This is a genomic window from Dictyobacter kobayashii (genome assembly GCF_003967555.1).
GTDB lineage: Bacteria > Chloroflexota > Ktedonobacteria > Ktedonobacterales > Ktedonobacteraceae > Dictyobacter > Dictyobacter kobayashii.
This window is the reverse complement of the sequence record NZ_BIFS01000001.1, coordinates 5139719-5158487: the sequence shown is the minus strand read 5'-3', so window position 1 is coordinate 5158487 and position 18769 is coordinate 5139719. Positions and strand designations below refer to the sequence as shown.

General features: G+C 50.1%; 14 protein-coding genes. 10 read left to right on the top strand and 4 right to left on the bottom strand.

The annotated features are described in order from the left end of the window. Positions 1–34: 34 nt before the first annotated feature. Together EL645_RS22605 and EL645_RS22600 are read right to left on the bottom strand one after the other, a co-directional pair. Positions 35–1696: a polysaccharide biosynthesis tyrosine autokinase gene (locus EL645_RS22605; protein ID WP_126552593.1), complete on the bottom strand. Its 1662-nt coding sequence runs from the start codon at positions 1694–1696 to the stop codon at positions 35–37. A gap of 32 nt (positions 1697–1728) precedes the next feature. Next, entirely contained in the window at positions 1729–3192 is a 1464-nt protein-coding gene (locus EL645_RS22600) for an exopolysaccharide biosynthesis polyprenyl glycosylphosphotransferase (RefSeq protein WP_126552592.1), read from the bottom strand. Positions 3193–3372: 180 nt separating this feature from the next. Between EL645_RS22600 and EL645_RS22595 the strand changes: the two genes are divergently transcribed. From EL645_RS22595 to EL645_RS22575, 5 genes are all read left to right on the top strand, one after another. Next, positions 3373–3708, top strand: a complete 336-nt coding sequence (locus tag EL645_RS22595) for a DUF2171 domain-containing protein (protein ID WP_126552591.1) — start codon at positions 3373–3375, stop codon at positions 3706–3708. A gap of 592 nt (positions 3709–4300) precedes the next feature. Next, positions 4301–5299: a sigma-70 family RNA polymerase sigma factor gene (locus tag EL645_RS22590; protein WP_246035443.1), complete on the top strand. Its 999-nt coding sequence runs from the start codon at positions 4301–4303 to the stop codon at positions 5297–5299. A 206-nt stretch (positions 5300–5505) separates the two neighbouring features. Then, entirely contained in the window at positions 5506–7254 is a 1749-nt protein-coding gene (locus tag EL645_RS22585; RefSeq protein ID WP_126552589.1) for a glycosyltransferase family 39 protein, read from the top strand. A 3-nt stretch (positions 7255–7257) separates the two neighbouring features. Further along, entirely contained in the window at positions 7258–8412 is a 1155-nt protein-coding gene (locus EL645_RS22580; protein ID WP_126552588.1) for a mannosyltransferase family protein, read from the top strand. Positions 8413–8513: 101 nt separating this feature from the next. Continuing rightward, the gene (locus tag EL645_RS22575) at positions 8514–9656 is read left to right on the top strand and encodes a mannosyltransferase family protein (protein WP_126552587.1); all 1143 of its coding nucleotides are present in this window, start codon (positions 8514–8516) and stop codon (positions 9654–9656) included. A gap of 84 nt (positions 9657–9740) precedes the next feature. Here EL645_RS22575 and EL645_RS22570 read toward each other — a convergent pair whose 3' ends face one another. After that, positions 9741–11165 (bottom strand): glycosyltransferase 87 family protein, encoded by a 1425-nt coding sequence (locus tag EL645_RS22570; protein ID WP_126552586.1) that lies wholly within the window; start codon positions 11163–11165, stop codon positions 9741–9743. A 274-nt stretch (positions 11166–11439) separates the two neighbouring features. Between EL645_RS22570 and EL645_RS22565 the strand changes: the two genes are divergently transcribed. From EL645_RS22565 to EL645_RS22545, 5 genes are all read left to right on the top strand, one after another. Beyond that, on the top strand, positions 11440–12141 hold the full coding sequence (locus EL645_RS22565) for a DedA family protein (protein WP_126552585.1): 702 nt from the start codon (positions 11440–11442) through the stop codon (positions 12139–12141). Between the two features lie 266 nt (positions 12142–12407). Next, entirely contained in the window at positions 12408–13979 is a 1572-nt protein-coding gene (locus EL645_RS22560; protein ID WP_126552584.1) for an FHA domain-containing serine/threonine-protein kinase, read from the top strand. Positions 13980–14196: 217 nt separating this feature from the next. Further along, on the top strand, positions 14197–15852 hold the full coding sequence (locus tag EL645_RS22555; RefSeq protein ID WP_126552583.1) for an MDR family MFS transporter: 1656 nt from the start codon (positions 14197–14199) through the stop codon (positions 15850–15852). Between the two features lie 92 nt (positions 15853–15944). Further along, a complete protein-coding gene (locus EL645_RS22550; RefSeq protein ID WP_126552582.1) occupies positions 15945–16607 on the top strand; it encodes an HlyD family secretion protein in 663 nt (220 codons plus the stop codon). A gap of 60 nt (positions 16608–16667) precedes the next feature. Then, a complete protein-coding gene (locus EL645_RS22545) occupies positions 16668–17363 on the top strand; it encodes a hypothetical protein (protein ID WP_126552581.1) in 696 nt (231 codons plus the stop codon). Positions 17364–17520: 157 nt separating this feature from the next. On the opposite strand, the gene galK is transcribed toward EL645_RS22545, so the two are convergent. After that, positions 17521–18756 (bottom strand): galactokinase, encoded by a 1236-nt coding sequence (galK, locus tag EL645_RS22540; RefSeq protein WP_281276410.1) that lies wholly within the window; start codon positions 18754–18756, stop codon positions 17521–17523. Positions 18757–18769 lie beyond the last annotated feature (13 nt).

The window sequence follows — 18769 nt, the reverse complement described above, 5'->3', positions numbered from 1 at the left end:
CACAAACTTCCTTACCACACACAAACAAACAACCTTAACGGGTCGAGACAGGATGCCGTTGACGCACAACCCTGGCATCCATAGGTTTCCCTGGTCGCAACTGTTCACTGGAACGATAGCGTGCATAGAGAGAATATGGAAGATAGCTACCGCGCCGAGGATATTTATTGATCACGCACCCAACCACACGCGAGCCGGCCTGGAGAAGACGCGACCGGGCCTCGCGTAGCTGTGCTTTATGCGCAAGCTTGAGATCAGTCACCACAATCGTGCCATCCACCTTCGCGGATAAGACAATCGACTCTGAAAGGCCAGACAGAGGAGAAGAATCAAAGATAATTACATCGGCGCCATGACTATCCAGAGTCTGGAAGAAACGCTGCATGGCACGCGACTCCAGCAGTTCAGCAGGGTTTGGTGGCAAGGGACCAGACGACATCACGCGCAGATTAGGAATGCCAGAAGGATGAATATAAGGGTCCAGCGAAATGGAGCGTGCATCCACCACAGTGTGATACACACGTTGCGGCTGCGCCTGAAAATCAGGCATGCCGCAGGCAAGGATAGCGTTGCTCAATCCAGGCTTATCAGGAGGAAGATCAAACATTTCATGCAAGGTAGGACACAAAAGATCTGCATCGATCAACAAAGTGCTCTTACCAGCCATGGCCATAAAGATGGCTAGATTGGCCGCAACAGTACTCTTACCCTCACGTGGGAGAACACTGGTTACCATTAAGTGTCGTAAAGGCTTATCCACACCAGCAAAGCCGATGCTGGAACGCAAGATGCGGTAAGCTTCCCCATTGGCCTCATTGGCCGCCGGTTGGAGTAATGACTGATGCGGCCGTGCAGGCCAGATCAACGCCAGCACAGGCCAGGACCAAAGCTGCTGTAGCTCCTCGCAGCTATATACGCGCTGATCCACCTGAGACAAAAACAAGATCAAACCAAAACCACACAAGAGGCCCAGCAGCAATCCAGCAGCAGTATTCAGCATAATATCTGGCTGAACCGGCTCAGTAGCGACCTGCGCGGGCTGCACAATCAACAAGAAATTGCTACGTTGAGCCTCAGAGAGCTCTAACTGGGCCAGGGCTGACTGCCACTGATTGTAATGTTGCTCAAGGGTGGTCAGTTGTTCAGCGGAACTAGCAGCCTGTAAACTGTTTGTAGAGGCACCTTGACGCTTCACCAGAGTAATCTGACGCAGAGTAGCCGTAATCTCCTGCTGCAACTGCTGCTGAGATGCCTGATTTTCTTGCTGCCGGGCTCGTTCTTGCTGGCGAATAAACGTCTGAGCCAACTCATTAGCCAGATTGGCGCCACGATGAGCATCAGTATCCATAACTGTAAGCTCAAAAAGCTGGGTATTTAATTTAACGCTGGAAGAAACCATCTTACTCAGCTGGGCAGCTGTCAGACCGGCATGATGGCTCACAACCTCCTGCACAATCGGATTACTGACTGCCAGTTGAGACTCGGTCTGTACCAATTGATTGCTTGCCAGTAAATCATTAATATCACTCTGATTATCAGTACCAGAATGAATAGCAACCTGAACCAGCACCGAAGAGCTATAGACCGGGGTCATAAACAAACTGGCAACTAAAGAACCAGCCCCCATTAAAGCCAGGCAAAGCAATACCAGCGGCCAACGCCGCACCAGAATCATCCAATACTGCTCAAACGTCATCACAGCCCCCTTCACATACCATCATCAACTGGCTAACGACCAGAACACCACAGTACCGCAACAATAGTTTTCAACAGGATCGATATATCCAACACAAACGATTGATGCCGGATATAGTAGAGATCATATTGTAATTTCACAGCAGCCGCAGCATACGAGCTGGCATACGGAGCCTTTACCTGCGCCCAACCGGTCAAGCCAGGTTTAACACCCAGGCGACAGCAAAACGCGGGAAGGATCTGTTCCAACTGAAGCTCAAACATCGGTCGCTCAGGGCGAGGTCCAATCAAGCTCATCTCACCCTGGAGAATATTTATTACCTGAGGCAACTCATCCAGGTGGGTCGCACGTAAGACGCGTCCCACCCGTGTCACTCGAGCATCGCCTTGACTGGCCCAGGTCGCTCCACAGGGTTCAGCGTTCACACGCATCGAACGAAACTTCAGCAAACGAAAGCAACGCCCATGGTATCCCACCCGTTCCTGCCAATAAAAAACGGGGCCAGGCGAATCCAGATAGATGCAGACCGCAAGCAGAGGCAACAACCCGAGCAAGACGGCCAGGCCAACCACACCAAAGCAGAGATCCAGGAGCCGACGCCAGCAGTGATATCCCACCGACAGAGCACGCCGATGAGCTTGCTCCATCAACATATGCAAGCTAGTACCATTCAGTAGAGGATATTTTCCAGACGTACACTCATAGAGATCTGGTAAAGAAAAAAGCTGCACCCCCTGAGCCATGGCCTGCATTAAGACAGGATAGAGGGTAGGATCAACATAGCAATCGGGGGCAACAACCAGAAGATCAACCAGATCAGCCTGGACCAGAGAATGGAGAAGTACATTCCCCCCCAAAACAGGCCAGGACAATAAAGCTGGATCAATATCACTATACTCGTCAATATATCCCAGCATAATTGGCGCAGGCTGCCCAATCTGACATAGCTCAGTCAGCATGGCATCAGATAAGCTATCCGCCCCCACGACCACGGTCAGCGGCTGAAACAGGAAGAACTTCAACAGCGAAACATAACAGGCCCGCCACAGTCCAAAGATCGGAAAGAGAACAACAGCAAAAGGAAGCAAAATCGATAGACACGCAAAGAGATCACCCTGAAAAAACGTATACAGAAACAGAAGCCAGCATGCCAGCATTGCTCCCAGAGAGCAACAGATGGTTAGCACACCTCGGCAATAAGAAAGCGCATGAAAACGAGCATAAGGGCGTGCCAGGCGCAGGCTGACCAACCAGGCCAGACCACCCAGCACCTCCCAACAGAAAAAGGAGCGCCAGCCCGCTAACGGCTGATCATAAACTATACGAAATTCATTCCAACCACTAGTAGAGGCGAGAAACAGTACATAGAAGAGGGTAAACAAAAACACCAGCGTATCTCCACCCGCCAGCACCCAACGCCAATGCCTGGCGGTCCAGCGACGCTTACGTGGCAACAGGTGATCATCATAAAAAGGCACAGAGCGGCTAACAATCATCCACAACCTCCCCGAAAAACTGCATTTTAATTTTACGTGCTCACCCAAACGATACCTTCAAGTATACCAAAACCGGAAAAAAGGCTTGTGAGTTTTCGGGGAGGTTTGCATTGAAACTTTCTAACAAAGCAAGACGTGAAAGCGAATAGATAGGTCATTGGACTTAGAAAGAGGAAACATATGCCAGCATTCACACAACAAAATGTGCGTAAACATATGACAGTTTATTCGTCAGATAACAATAAATTGGGACATGTAGGCGAAGTGTATGAGGATTCATTTTTAGTGCACAAAGGATTTATCTTTAGTAAAGATAGTTACATACCCTACAGTGCCATTCAGCAAGTTGATGGTGATACCATCCACCTCCAGTTATCGTCTGACGAAGCACAGGCGAAAGAATGGAGCAAACGACCTGATTATGAGGATCATCTAGGAGACCCTACACAGTTATTCTATGACCGTGGCCATGGTGTTCATGATCCCTTTGATGAGGAAAATCCTGATAAAGCCTGAGTTTATACTTCCCTTAGAAAGCACAATCGCGACGCCTGGGACCATGCAATGGGTGTTTTTTTACACGCAACGGCAAGGTGAACAAGCGTCGCCGCAACATATATGCTCCTTTTTTATTTAGATAAACTCAAATAAAGCAATACAAAAAAATACCTCCATAAATAAAACTATCCTGGATCAACTTTCTATAAACAAGCCATCCACCAGGCGAAAAAATACATACAGGTGAACAGAATATACAGTCAGAACCTGAGACTATTTAAGGTGATCACCTGATGTGACTTAATCACAATATTCTATAAAATAGAGCTAAAGAGAGTACAGAAAGATGGACACGTACGCGCAACACAGAGAAACATGTATCAAACCATGTGTACAGCGCTGCCTGTGAGTACTAACCACGAGGCCATACGGAGTCCGACGCTGATTTTGTCGGTGAGTTTCCTCCTGAAGGGAGCGTGGATTTATGGCAATAATAAACCCTGTCAGAGAAGACCAGAGGACCATGCATACCGCATATACCACAACAGTGGAACGATTCACCAGACCCCGTCCGTCCAAGCGTAAAATCAATAAAGACTCGTCGCAATCGATGATCGAGCGACGCACAGAGCCTCTAGGAGAGATTGATTTAGTGTTGGATGAGGAAGAGGATGTAGCTACCCTGCTCGAAGATGAAGAAGTAGAGAGTAGCGAAACGGAAGTTCTGGAAGAGGTTTCCCCTCGTCGTCGAGAGGGTGGAATTACAGGAACGAAGAGCGCATCCGGGTCTGAAGATGCTTTTCAGAGCTACCTGCGAGATATTCGTCGTCATGGTCTGATTACGCATGAAGAAGAGATTGATCTAGCGCGCCGCGCCGCCGCTGGAGATGCTGACGCGCGCAGTATTTTGATTGAATCCAATCTGCGCTTAGTCATTGCTATTGCCAGGCGTTATACAAGCACCGGAGTTCCCCTGGTTGATCTAATCCAGGAAGGTAACATGGGGCTTATGCGTGCTGCTGAGAAATTTGATTATCAGCGCGGTTGCCATTTTGGCACCTATGCTACCTGGTGGATACGTCAGGCGGTCAGCCGTGCAGCTGGCGAACAATCACGTATGATTCACCTTCCAGAGCATGTGGCAACCCGGCTGCGCAAAGTACGCCGTATAGCTGCCCAGCTCTCCCAGGAAAATGGCCTGGATCCGCTGCCAGAAGATATCGCGGCTGCCTGTAATATAGAGGTCAATGAAGTTGTGGATCTGCTTGGTGTAGTGGAGCAGCCAGTCTCACTGGACGCACCCGTCGACGACGAAGCCCGTTATTCACTGGCCGATACGCTCGAAGACAGCAACACACCAGCACCCGCGGATACCGCATCACAGCATCTACTAGGTGAAGAACTCCATAGAGCGCTTGCGTTTTTGACACCCCGCGAACGTGCCGTAATCACATTACGTTACGGTATTGGGGATGGTCGGAGCCGTACACTATTAGAAGTGGGCAAAGAGCTCGGCATCTCGCGCGAACGGGTCCGCCAATTGGAAGTTGTCGCGTTGATGAAACTTCGAGGCATGAGCGCCAGTCTTTCACTACGCGAGTGCGTCTGATACACCCAACCAATGGGAACCTATGTTTAGGTTCCCCTTTTTTATCGCCTGGCATCATTCCTCACAACTTCCTCACAAGATGTGCAGTACTAGATTGCTCGACGCCCTTCACCTCGTTATGATATACTAGCCCGCGATCACAAGAAATATTCCAACATCTTGTACACGCATATACATACCTGCCCACTACACTCACCGGGGGAAATATGGATACCAGGCTAGATCTCACAACTGGAGACAACGTACCTCAAGCATCGGGTCCAACGCCAGCACCTGCGTCAACAACAGTGCGCCGTACCTCCACGCTCGATATACTTTTCCTGATTGGACTGGCTATTGTAGCGTTTATACCGCGCCTGATCCTGGCAAGACAACTGGATGTAGTGACCGACGAGGTTGTCTATATTTTAGGTGGCAAAGTCTACCTGCCACTGATTACACATGCCAATATCACCTCAAGCCAGTGGGTGACTTTTAATTATGAACATCCACCGCTGGCTAAAATTTTGATGGGCTTCTCACTCGCCTTCAATAATATTCTGGGGCATCCGCTAAGTGAGTTGCTAGCAGGACGCGTTCCCAGTATCCTGATGGGAACGTTACTGGTAGCCGCTATTTACTGGCTAGGGCGTGCGCCATTTGGCCGCACAATCGCACTCATCGCGGCGCTAAGCCTGGCAGTCAGTCCATGGCTGGTCTATTTCAGCGCACTTGCCTATCTGGACATGACAATGACAACTTTTGTGACGATCGCCTTCTTAACTCTATGGCACGCGATTCGTCGACCCTGGCTCTTTCCGATAGTGGCCCTGCTCGTCGGGCTAGGAGCCGCCAGCAAATATACAGCCGTCCTGGTCATACCTGGTATTGTCTTATTTACAGCTTATTATTATTTCCTGTTACGTCCAACGATACCCGTTGAGCAGCGGCCGGCCCTCCCCTGGAAATGGTGGCTGGCAGCGATCCTGATCGCGCCGCTCGCTTTCTTTATTGTCGACCCGGCCATCTGGCTCAATCCGATTGGGCGGCTGGTCCATAGCTTCACCTTTGAATGGAACCACTCCGCCAACGGGCACCCAACCTTCATCGCCGGCCAATATTACACCCATGTACCTCACTGGTCCATCATCTACATTATCTTCACCAAGATGAGCGCCTTCCTGACCATTCCGGCCGCACTCTTTGTGATCGTGGCCCTGGTCCAGCTGGTACGCTTCCACCTGCGCAACATACAGATGGAGACCGAGAAAGCCGCCAGTGATGCCTACCTGGTTATCTGGCTACTGAGCGTCCTGGGCATGTTCAGCGTCCTCAACATTGTCGTTGGCACCCACTATCATCTGCCGCTGGCCCCATCGGTGGCCATCGCCGGTGTCAGCGGACTGGCAATGATCATCGGCGCAATCACTCGCCTGGTGAGTAGACAGAAAGCAACCCGGACAGAAACCGTTGCCACACGCCCGGCCATCAGCAAGCCAGCCATTATTATTCCGGTCGTCATCCTCGCACTACTCGCCATTGGTCCTCATCTGCTCGGACTCACAACGGTCTACGGGGCCGAGGGCTATACCAATGAGTTCTTCCAGAACGATGAAGACACAACCATGCAGGTAGCATATCCAGCTTATCGCGAGGCATTGCAATGGCTGGAGACATCGGCGCCGGCAAAGGCAAAAGTCGGCCTGATCGGGAGCAGTCTTGAAGGATATAGCAAGGATACCAGCTGGTTTAGCTATAATACGGCCCTTGATCAGCGTTTCCAGCTGCAGCAGATCGATGTGACCGCCCAAGATTTCACAACAAAGGGAGACCCGAGCTTCCATGGGTATCAATACCTGGTCTGGCCCAAGCACCTGGTGCAGCGCGGCTATCCTTTACCGGCCAATACCAGTGTGATGCATACCATCATGGGAGGCAACACGATCTACTGCTATATCCTGAAGGTCAATCAATAACATATGCAACAGCAGCGCCCAACACGAGATATACTCTGGCTCTTCGTGGCCACCCGGGTTCTTTTAGTGGTCATAACCTATATAGCTTACATTTTGCTGACGGCCGAAAAGTATTCAGATACGCCAGTCAATATAGCAGCCCTGTTCAGCTCGTGGAATCACTGGGATGCGGCCAACTACGCGCATATTGCGCAGTTTGGCTACCAGAGTACCAATGATCTGGCCTTCTTTCCTTTTTTGCCATTGCTGATCTCAGGCGGAGCCCGCCTGCTGGGGGGAGGGAACTGGAGCTATATCTTTGTGGGCATGCTTATCAGCAATATTGCGCTGCTCGGGACACTCTTCATCGTCTACTATCTGGCCCTCGAACTAGTGGGGAAGGAGCTTTCACAGCGCACATTGCTCTACCTCTCCATCTTTCCCACCGCTTTTTTCTTTTTTGCAGCCTACAACGAAAGCCTATACCTGCTCTTTGCTGCAGGAACATTCCTGGCACTGAGGCGACAAAAGTGGTGGCTGGCAGGATTACTGGGTATGCTGGCTGCGCTTACACGCTCAGTTGGTATCTTACTGGTAATCCCTTATCTTTATGAGCTCTGGGAACAGAGGGCCTATATACTAACACGACGTATTACGCTCTTTATCAGCCTGGGGGCCATCATTTTGATCCCGGTGGGAACCCTTCTTTATGCTGGCTACTGCTGGTATGCTTTTGGCGACCCATTAGCATTTGTCAGCGTACAGGCCCACTGGTCGCGCCACACAACATGGCCCTGGATGGGCATCTTCCAGGCCTTCTGGGCACTTTTCTTCTATCACCAGCAGGGCTTTGGCTCATCCAATCAAGCGCACTTGTTGCTGGACCTCAGTGCAACGCTGGGTTTCATCGCGCTGGTCATCATTGGCTGGCGCAAATTACCGAAGAGCTATAGTCTCTGGATGGCAGTTTTCTTACTGTACATCCTGGTCAACCCGGCTCAGAAACCCGATATATTGCTATCAAACCAACGTTTTGTGCTAGAAATGTTTCCAGCCTTTATCACCCTGGCAATACTAAGCAAGCGCTCACCGTATCTACATTATGCCTTGATGCTACTCTTTCCAACCCTACAAGCAATACTAGGAATTGCCTTTATCATGAACCACTGGATTGTTTGAAAACAGCACAAGGTAAAAAGCATGGCAGCTTGACTTTGCAAGGATAGCTTTTTAAAATAGCGAGAAACACAATGCTCACTCTGGAATAAGGCTTTATTTTTATGAAACGTGCTCCAACACGAGATATACTCTGGCTCTTCCTGACTACTCGCCTGCTCTTGATACTAGTCACCTACTTTGGCTACATCTTGCTCACACAGGAGAAGTATTCGGGCGCCCCCATCGCATTCAGCACATTTTTAAATACCTGGAACCAATGGGATGCCACACGCTATATCCACATTGCGCAATCAGGGTACCAATTACCCTATGATCTGGCCTTCTTCCCACTCTTCTCACTACTTATTGCCATTCCAGGCCATCTCCTGGGTGATTGGAGCTATCTCCCGCTGGGCATGCTGATCAGCAATGCGGCCTTGCTGGGGTCACTCTTCGTTATCTACCAGATTGCCGCTGAGGCAGGTGGAGATCAGGTAGGGCGCCGCAGCATATTGTACCTGTGCATTTTTCCCACCGCCTTCTTCTTCTTCGCAGCGTATAACGAATCGCTCTTTCTGCTCTTGAGTAGTGGAACCTTGCTGGCACTACGGCGTCAACGCTGGTGGCTAGCAGGGCTTCTTGGATTGCTGGCGGCCCTGACACGCAGCGCAGGTATCATGTTAGCGGCCCCATATCTCTACGAGCTCTGGTTAGCCCGAGAAAGCGTTTTAGCCAGTAAAGGAAAAATGCTTGCCAGCCTGCTACCTATTGTGCTGATCCCGCTGGGTCTGATTCTCTACAGCATCTATTGCTGGAAACTCACAGGAAACTTCTTAACCTTTGTGAACGTCCAGGCCCACTGGTCACGTCAAACAAGCTGGCCCTGGCAGGGCTTCATCCAGACTATCTTCGAGCTCTTCTGGCACCAACCATTTGGCTCATTCAACCAGGTACATATCCTACTCGATGCCACTGCAACCGTGACATTTATCATACTGGCCATTATTGGGCGCAAAAAGCTCCGTCCCACCTACACACTCTGGCTCGCCCTGCTCCTACTGAGCATCCTCATTTCATCCAGCATCGGGCAGCGAGATCCATTTATTTCTAATCAACGCTTCGTACTGGAAATGTTCCCGGCCTTTATCACCCTGGCCATGGTCAGTATTACACGCCCACGCCTCCACCAGGCCTTGCTATGGATCTTTCCGGCCTTGCTAGCGACCCTTAGTCTGCTCTTTGTGATGGGAAAATGGATGGTCTGATAGAGAAGTAGCTAATGAGCGCCAAAAAAGGAGGGAGACGCGGCCTGCAAAAACCGCATCTCCCTCCTTCATTATAGCGAATCATTATCCCTGTGTAGTTGCAACCGGAGAGGTACGATTAAGATCAGAAGTCTGGGGCTCACCCATAAAAACCGTTTGCTGTGAACGATTATAGGTCGCGACATGCAGGACACCCAGGACAAATGCCGCCAGCAAGAAATTCCGGATCGTGGTCGCGGGAAAGAACGGCGGCAGATAGGGTACCTTCTCTATATCATGGGTCATAATATAGATATATGGGTAGATCCAGGTAGTTAACAGGCCGATCAGCCCCCAACAAATCACCCACCAGCGGCGATCCTCACCAATGTAAGCCACCAGAGGAATAACCCAGATCAGGTACTGAGGACTAAAGACCTTCCCCGTGACCATCACCACCAGCAACGTCAAGAGGCTCGTGGTGGCCAGATCGATCTTGCCACGCCATTGCAGCCAGAAGACATAGACAACGCCAACAAGTTCCGCCAGGGTCGCCAACAGCGATAACACCGTTGCGCCCGAGGCCAGAATATTTAGTGACCCAAACGTGTAGGCATAGTGAGCAGGCTTCGACAGAACCAGGCTGAGAATCCAGAGCAACGAAGCAGGCAGCGATTCAACCTGAATTGGACGCGTTGTGAAATAGCTAAAGGGAGAGAGTGTGCCCTCGACACTTAACAGGAGCGAGATCCCCATTACAACAACACAGACAGCCACAAATAATCCAAGCGGGATCAAGCGGCGCCAGGATTTCCAGGGCAACGCCGAGTCCTTCTGTTGCGCGATCAGGAATGGCAGCAGTAAGACGACTGGATAGAATTTGAATAGCACCGCGAAAGCCAACAGGACAAACGCCCAGTTCCAACGCTTCTTCATGGCGCAAATAACGCCAAAGAGGGTCAGCGCGGACGGAATTATATCAAAGCGACCAGCTACGGTTCCCCAGCCACCAACGACCAGCAGAAAAGCATATACCAGCGCCGCTTTGCGGGAACGCCATTTGAGCAAGACCAGATAGACCAGAGCCGCCACCACCAGCATCCAAAACGCGAAGGCAACCTGAAAGAGATTCATTGGTACCAGTAACGAAAGGGTAAATGGTATCAGTGTCAACATTGGATACTCGTAGGGCAGGGCATGAAAAGGCTGATCCGGTAATTGAGCATCAACGAAATGGACCAGACCAGCAGGCAAGCCAAAGTCTGACATTTTTTTCACCAGCTCAGCATGTGGAAGTGGAATAAGTTGCTTGCTAGGATGGATCAGAAAATTGCATTGGCCCGGTGGTAGGGTATTCAAAGCAGAGGTGCCATGCCAGAAGGCGCGCGTATAACATTGATATCTTGCTGCATCTGTATGGATTGCAAAGATTTGCCAGGAAGCGCCATAATACAGCAATCCTGCCATGATAAAGATCACAACAATATCTAAGATCGAAATACGTTTTTTGCTTATGCTGGATGCGATCATCTTTAAGACCTACTCTATAGTTTTACGCTCATTGCTAGAAAGAAAAATACGATTATTGTATGTTGTTTGGAACGTTTCCATCACTCAAATGTCACAGTGATAGCCAGTACGTTCAAATTTCCAGTCGCGAGCATATCAATCACCAGTATAGAGAGGTAAGAGTTGCCGTGTCAATTAAACCTGACCGTTGTCGCAGAGCCGCCTTTATAACAACTACGGCCAAACGTATCCGTTTTCGTATGTCTCACAGTATTAGAACAAGGAGGAAATTTACATGCGAAAACTGCCTATACTCATCTTACATTATCTATCGATTAAACCAACTATGGCGCTGGCCAGTTTTAATATTCTACAACTGCTACAAAACCTTCTACACAATCTTGGGTATCCAGCAGTCGTATTGTTTGTGATGATTGAAAGCTCAGGCATTCCATTCCCAGGCGAAACGATGCTCTTACTGGCTTCATTTTATGCTGCCGTCTACCATGATCTATCACTACCAATTGTCATTGCCTGCGCCGCCGCTGGAGCCATTATCGGTGATAATATTGGCTATGGAGTTGGACGCACAGGTGGAAAAGCATTCATCGAGCGCTATGGACGCTACTTTTTCCTCAAGCCTGAACGACTACAGAGATCAGAAGAATTTTTCGCCAGGCACGGCGATAAAACCGTCTTCTTCGGCCGCTTCGTCGCCATCTTACGCGCCTTCGCAGCCTTTCTAGCTGGAGTCAATAAGATGGCCTGGCCAACCTTCCTGGTCTACAATGCCGCCGGAGGTATCCTCTGGGCCATTGCCTATGGATTGATTGGCTACTACGCAGGCCGCATCTTCCACGACAATTTTGGGCAGGTCGAGCACCTTGCTGGCTATATCAGCTGGATTTTGGCGGTGATTATTATCTTAGGGGCAATAACTGCTTTTATAATTTATAAAAAGCGCAAAGATAACGAACACCAAGCCACCAGCAAATAGAAAAGAATCCAATCATCCGGCATGCTATTGAAATAGCAATCGTAAACGCCACTTGGACGCGGCTAGCTCCGCTGCCACTGGCTCAGCCATTCAACTTGAGCAGCAACGAGCAAACGGGGGCGCCTGTCAGGCAGCTGCGCTCATACGATTGAAAGGCAGGCCATGAAAAACACAACTATTCCTCTACAAGACTACACTGAAACAGGTCGATATGGTACAATAGCACGCAAATGAAACATGTTTTTGAGTCAAAATGAGGGTAGAGAATGCACACACTGGAAGAAGGTCAAAAGTTTGAGCGCTATCGCATCATACGCCCTTCAGGAAATGGGGCTACCGGTGTCAGTTATGAAGTCGAGGATACGCGCCAGCAACGCACAGTACTACTCAAAATTATTCACCCCTGGACTCTTCTTCCAGACGCAGCCCGGCGTCAGTTCTTTCGTGAGATGCAGGCCATCAGTGGCTTAAAACATCCACAACTGGCACCTATTCTCAATTATGGAGAGTGGCATGGACAGCTCTTTGTGAGCCGTATTTATGCTGAATACGGCTCCTTGCTCAATGAATATGGTCGCAATCGGTTTCGGCCACCACTACTGGTTGAAGACGCAGTGACCTATGCTACCCAGATTGCCAATACACTCACCAATATTCACCATCTTGGATATATTCATGGATCGCTCACATTCTCAAATCTACTCATTAACCAGGAACCTACCCCTTCCCAGCTCGATACGCTTTTAATTGCCGATGCGGCCCTGGCTACCTTTGTACGGCGAATGGGACAATCACCAGTCGCCTTCTTTCCCATGAGCGCCGCCCCAGAACAATTCGAGGGACAAACCACACCAGCCAGCGACCAATATGCCCTGGCTGTACTACTATACTTCTGGTTAGCAGGACGCCCCCCATTTCTGGGAACACATGAAGAGATTCGCAACCAGAAAAGTCAGGGAATAATCCCCTCGCTTTTACCATTTAATGCCAACGTCACTTATGGCCTGGAAAATATCATTCGGCGCGCTCTCAGTGCTAACCCCGGTCACCGCTTCGCCAACGTGAATACATTCGTTCAAGCGTTACGTAGAGTTTTGGAGGTTGATGCTATGCGATCACCTAAACAGGACGCGATCATACTGACAACCGCGACACAACGACCAACCGAACCTGACACCGAGCCAGTACGACGTATTGAGCCTGATGCCCCCCAACCACATCCTGAGCCCAAACTACCACCCACACCCAGGCCAGAACCAAACTCAGAACCCCTCCCCGAGGGTCCAATACCAACGACCCCAGATCCACTGCCATCAGGTCCACTCCCACTCGAACCAGATATAGCACAGCCAATTCCTGATGCCACGCCATTCGCGCCACCCGAGATTGAGCCCGTCAAACCAACGCGACCGGAACCCTCGCCAAAGAAAGAGAACCTGACCGATACGGAACCCCTACCAGCGGTAAAGCTACCACCACTCCCAGCCAATGATACCTACCTGGTAATTACACCCCCAATTACCCATGAACCAATCACCTATCCACTCACCAGCCCGGAAACCAGTCTGGGACATGCAGGCTCTAGCGATATATTGCTAGACCAGGATGATAGTACATCAAGGCACCATGCCTTAATTCGCATGGAAAATAGTCAGCATCGCATCTATGACTGTAACAGTGCTAGCGGTGTTATTGTCAACGGACAAAAATTAGTACCCGAACAAGGTCAACAATTGGATAATGGCGACAAGATCCTGATTGGTAATTATGTACTGATTTTTTATAGCAGCCAGCCGGTCTCATATAATGCCCAACAAAAAGAACACGTTCTCTCCTAAGAGATGAGCTCGGCAGAAAATACAGAAAAAGGTGTAGAGGTATATCTACACCTTTTTCTGTATTTTCTGCCGAAGGTCCAATTACGCCTTGACACATACAAAAGCCTTGATTAAACTAGTGCTTGATATCACACGACACACAAAACATGTTACATAAAATTCAAACTTCAATGTGCGATTGATTGACTATAAGGGCAGGGGTGGAGAGGGGGCAATAATGGCAGTAGATCGGGCGGGGATCAATCTAGTAGAGCCGGGTAGCGCACAGATAACGCGACATAGCAGCAGGATCAGCTATAAATGGATCGTGGCGATGGTGGTCATAATCGGGGTTTTTATGAGCATCCTGGATCAAACTATTGTAAATATCGCTATTCCGCGCCTCCAGCAGGCCTTTGGCTCAGATATCCACAGTGTGCAGTGGGTATTAACGGCGTACATACTGACCCTGGGAATAGTCACTCCCAGCGCGGCCTATTTCTCGGATAAATGGGGAATCAAGCGCTTTTATATTATTTCACTGGCTGCCTTTACCGCAGGCTCGGCATTGTGTGGATTGGCCTGGAGCCTCCCGGTCTTGATTATTTTTCGCATCTTACAAGGGATTGGTGGGGCCGCCCTCTTTCCACTCTCAATCACCCTCTTGTTTCGTGAATTTCCACCTCAAGAGAGAGGGATGGCCATGGGTTTCTTTGGCATTCCAGCCTTGCTGGCACCTGCCCTGGGACCGACGCTGGGAGGATATCTCGTTACTTATGCTAACTGGCAATCTATCTTTTATGTGAATGTCCCGGTGGGCATTGCGGCAGTAATTCTGGCCAGCATCCTGCTGCACGAGGCCAATGCCGATAGTAGTGTACGTTTTGATTTCTCTGGCTTCTTGCTGGCCGCACTCGGCCTGGGTGCTATCCTCTATGGACTCTCAGATGCCAGCACAGATGGCTGGGGATCAATCAAGGTTGAGGGATTTATACTGGGTGGGCTGCTTATCCTTCTCCTGTTTGTCGTGATTGAATTATCCATTGCCAATAGTGGTGGAAGCCCATTGCTAGACCTGCGCATCTTTAGCAACGGGCCATTTCGCAATAGCTCAATTGCCAATATTTTCGTTACATTTAGCCTGTTTGGAGGTATATTTCTCTTTCCCATTTATCTGCAAGATCTACGGGGCCAGAGCGCTTTCCAGGCCGGTCTGACACTTTTACCGCAAGCCCTGGCCTCAATGCTAACCGTGCTGATAGGAGGCCGACTGGTTGATCGTATAGGGGTGCGGGGGGTGATGATTCCCGGGCTGGTAATCCTGACTATTGCCACCTGGTTGCTCTCATTTCTAACCCTGAGCACACCTATCTGGTGGTTACAATTTCTCTTAATCGCGCGTGGACTGGCCCTGGGAGCCAGCGTTCAACCGCTGACGGTGGCCGGGCTTTCACAGATCGGACCACGCCAGCTGGCTCAGGCCTCGGCCCTCAATACCGTTACGCGCTCAGTTTCCAGTTCGCTAGGTATTGCTATCCTGGCAACACTGGTACAGACACAGAATACATTACACTATGCCCACCTGGCCGAACAGGTCACCGCAGACTCAGAATTGGGACGACTCTTGTTGCGCCTGCAAGCACAATTTGTAGCCCGGGGTGCCAGTATAATGGTGGCCCGCTCCGCCGCCGCTGGCTATATTTCTCGCATTATCCAGGAGCAAAGTTACGTATTAGCATTGCAAGATTCTTTCTTCTTTACACTTATAATCATTATTTTTGCTATCATAGCAGTCTGTTTCGTCAGTGATAAACATAAGCCAGCGAGCATTTCGCCAGGTGCAAATCAAGAGATAGAGCCTGGCAAGAGGCATATCCCCATCTTTAGCGAATAATTTGGCCGATTAGCTCCAGACCATCAACACTGCTCGACCATTCGACCGAAGAGATTTCACAACGAATAAGCATAAAAGGATAAACATAGCTCATGCGACGTATTATTCTCATTCCAACGCTCACGGTAATAGTATTTCTAGCCATTATTGGCGGAGTCAGCTATTACGTCTACCAGAGCTACCTCTACTACCAGACCGACGATGCCCGCATCACCGGCAATATCGTCCCTATCCAAACGCTATCCAGCGGTCAACTCAGCTCATTTACAATCAAGCAAGGCGATACAGTCACTGCGGGTCAGGTTATAGCATTGATTACGCCAGTGCCAACCGGGACCAGCAGCAAGGCCCCACCAACACAGACGATTACCAGTCCAATTAGTGGAACAATTATCTCCACCACAGCGGTACAGGGACAAAACGTCACCCCGGGTCTTACGCTGGCTCAGATAGCGAACCTCAATACTCTCTCGGTAACCGCCGATATAGACGAGAATGCCATAGACAACATCAAAGCGGGACAAGATGTAGATATCCATGTGGATGCCTATGGTGATAGCACATTCACAGGTAAGGTACAGCAAAAAGTCATGGCGACCTCAAACTCCTTCGCCTTACTACCTACCCAGGATACAGCCAGCAGCAACTTCACTAAAGTTGGCCAACGCATTCCAGTTATCATTTCACTGGATGGGGCCGGTGGCAAAGAGATCGTACCTGGCATGAGTGTTGAGGTAAGTATCCATATTCACTAAGGTGGGGGCGAACACAGCATACATATATTATGCGGATCTTATGATGGAAGAGGGTAAAAAGTGAATATTTTAATTCTTGGTGGCTTCTTCGGTATAGCGATTATTGCCCTGGCTGGCCTGATCTTTCTGGTGCGCAATGAAAGCAACAATACGAAAGCTCGCCATAATATAGCAACCAATCAAAATACACCAGATCCCATGCGCTCAACTAACGCCGCAACTTTTGAGTTCGAAGAACAAGAAGAGGGACGTGTTTCAGCCAACACAATGCCCATGCAGGCAATCCGAGTGCCCAATGAGCATGAACAGATGAGCATGAGTGGCCGCATACCGGTGGTGCGACCAGCGGTTGCGAACGAGCAGATGAGCATGAGCGGCCGCATGCCGGCCATTCATGCTTCCGAGACAAACGAGCAGATGCCCACAGTGCGACCTGCTATGGATAATGAACAGATGAGCATGAGCGGCCGTATACCAGTAGTGCGACCGCCAATTGCAAACGAGCAGATGAGCATGAGCGGCCGCATACCGGCAGTACGAACAGCGCGTGAAGATGAGATGGCATGGTTTAATGGGCAACTCAGAGAATTAGAAGTAGAGGTAGATCTCCTCAATAAGCAGGCTGAAGACTTTATCAGGCGCTTCGATACGCTGAAGCTTATCCTGATACAGATCAAACGTGTGCAGAAAAATCAGCAGGAGCAAGCCGAGGCGCATAATCAATTGAATCAAGGCATAGAGGAAAACTTACTCTGATCACCAATTGATATGAACAGGATCAGCAACAAGTTAACAATGCCTTTGACTTTAAAGGGCAAGCAAACAGGGGCTCGGCGCAACTGAATATGCCAGGCAAAAGCATCATTCAGCGCTACCTATCCCCTTTATATCTTGCTGTCACATAACAGGTTGGCTAGTTTAAAACAACGTGGCCCGGGCCAGCGGCCGCCCGACAGATATCGATGCTGGCCTCGCGACCCGCGCGCTCAGGATACTGTTGCTCAACAGCCTGGCGCAAGGCATCAACGGCCTCATTACGAACCAGGTTGATCGTACAGCCACCGAAGCCGCCGCCCATCATACGAGCACCCAGGACGCCAGGAACCTCATGAGCGATATCGACCAGCGCATCTAACTCGTTACAACTCACCTCATACTCATCGCGCAAGCCCGCGTGTCCAATCCAGAGGATCTTACCCGCCTCTTCGATCTTACCCTCTTCCAGCAACTTCACCACCTGCAACACACGCTCATTCTCAGCAATCACATAACCAGCCCGCTTCTGCAGCACTGCAGGCAACTGAGCTTTAAAACGCTCAAATTGCTCCGGAGACACATCGCGCAGCTCTTTAATCGAACGGGCCTGCTCATTCTCTGGTTCAACCTGCACAATCAAATCACGCAGACGCTGTGTAGCTTCCTCACACTGCTGGCGGCGCTCATTATAAGCAGAAGTCGCCAGTTCACGGCGCACCCCGGTATCAATGACCACCACCGACACATCAGGATCTTCAAAAGGCAGGTAGCGATAATCCAGAGATCGACAATCCAGCAGCACAGCCTTACGTGGCTGTCCCAGACAGGATGCGGCCTGGTCGAGAATACCACACATCAAACCAGAAGCGATCTGCTCGGCCCGCTGACATAGACCGGCCGTCTCGATAGGCGTCAGGGTCGCATCCTTTTCACCAATTGAGAAAGCATGGTCAGAGAAAAGAGCGTAGGCCTCGGCTGAAGCGATTTCCAGCGCGGCAGAAGAGCTCATACCCCCACCAAGAGGGACATCACCGCTGACGACCGCATCAAAGCCCTTCAAAGCGATATCGGAACGGGTCAATTCCGCGGCCACACCAAGCACATAACGAGCCCAGCCCGGCAAGTTCGCACGCTGCTCATCAAAGGTCTCAGGTAAACCTTCCAACGAGAACTGCGCGTAAGCTTTAAAATGGGTTGACCAGAGACGCACCGTCTGATCTTCACGGGTGCGACCAGCGAACGCCGACACACGATCGACCGCCAGAGGCAGGACAAAGCCCCCATTATAGTCTGTATGCTCACCAATCAGGTTCACACGCCCTGGAGCCCAGGCAGCCCCTAAAGGACTGCTATAGGCTGTTTTATCATCAAAAACACGTGGAAATTCTGCCAGCGCCTCTTTTACA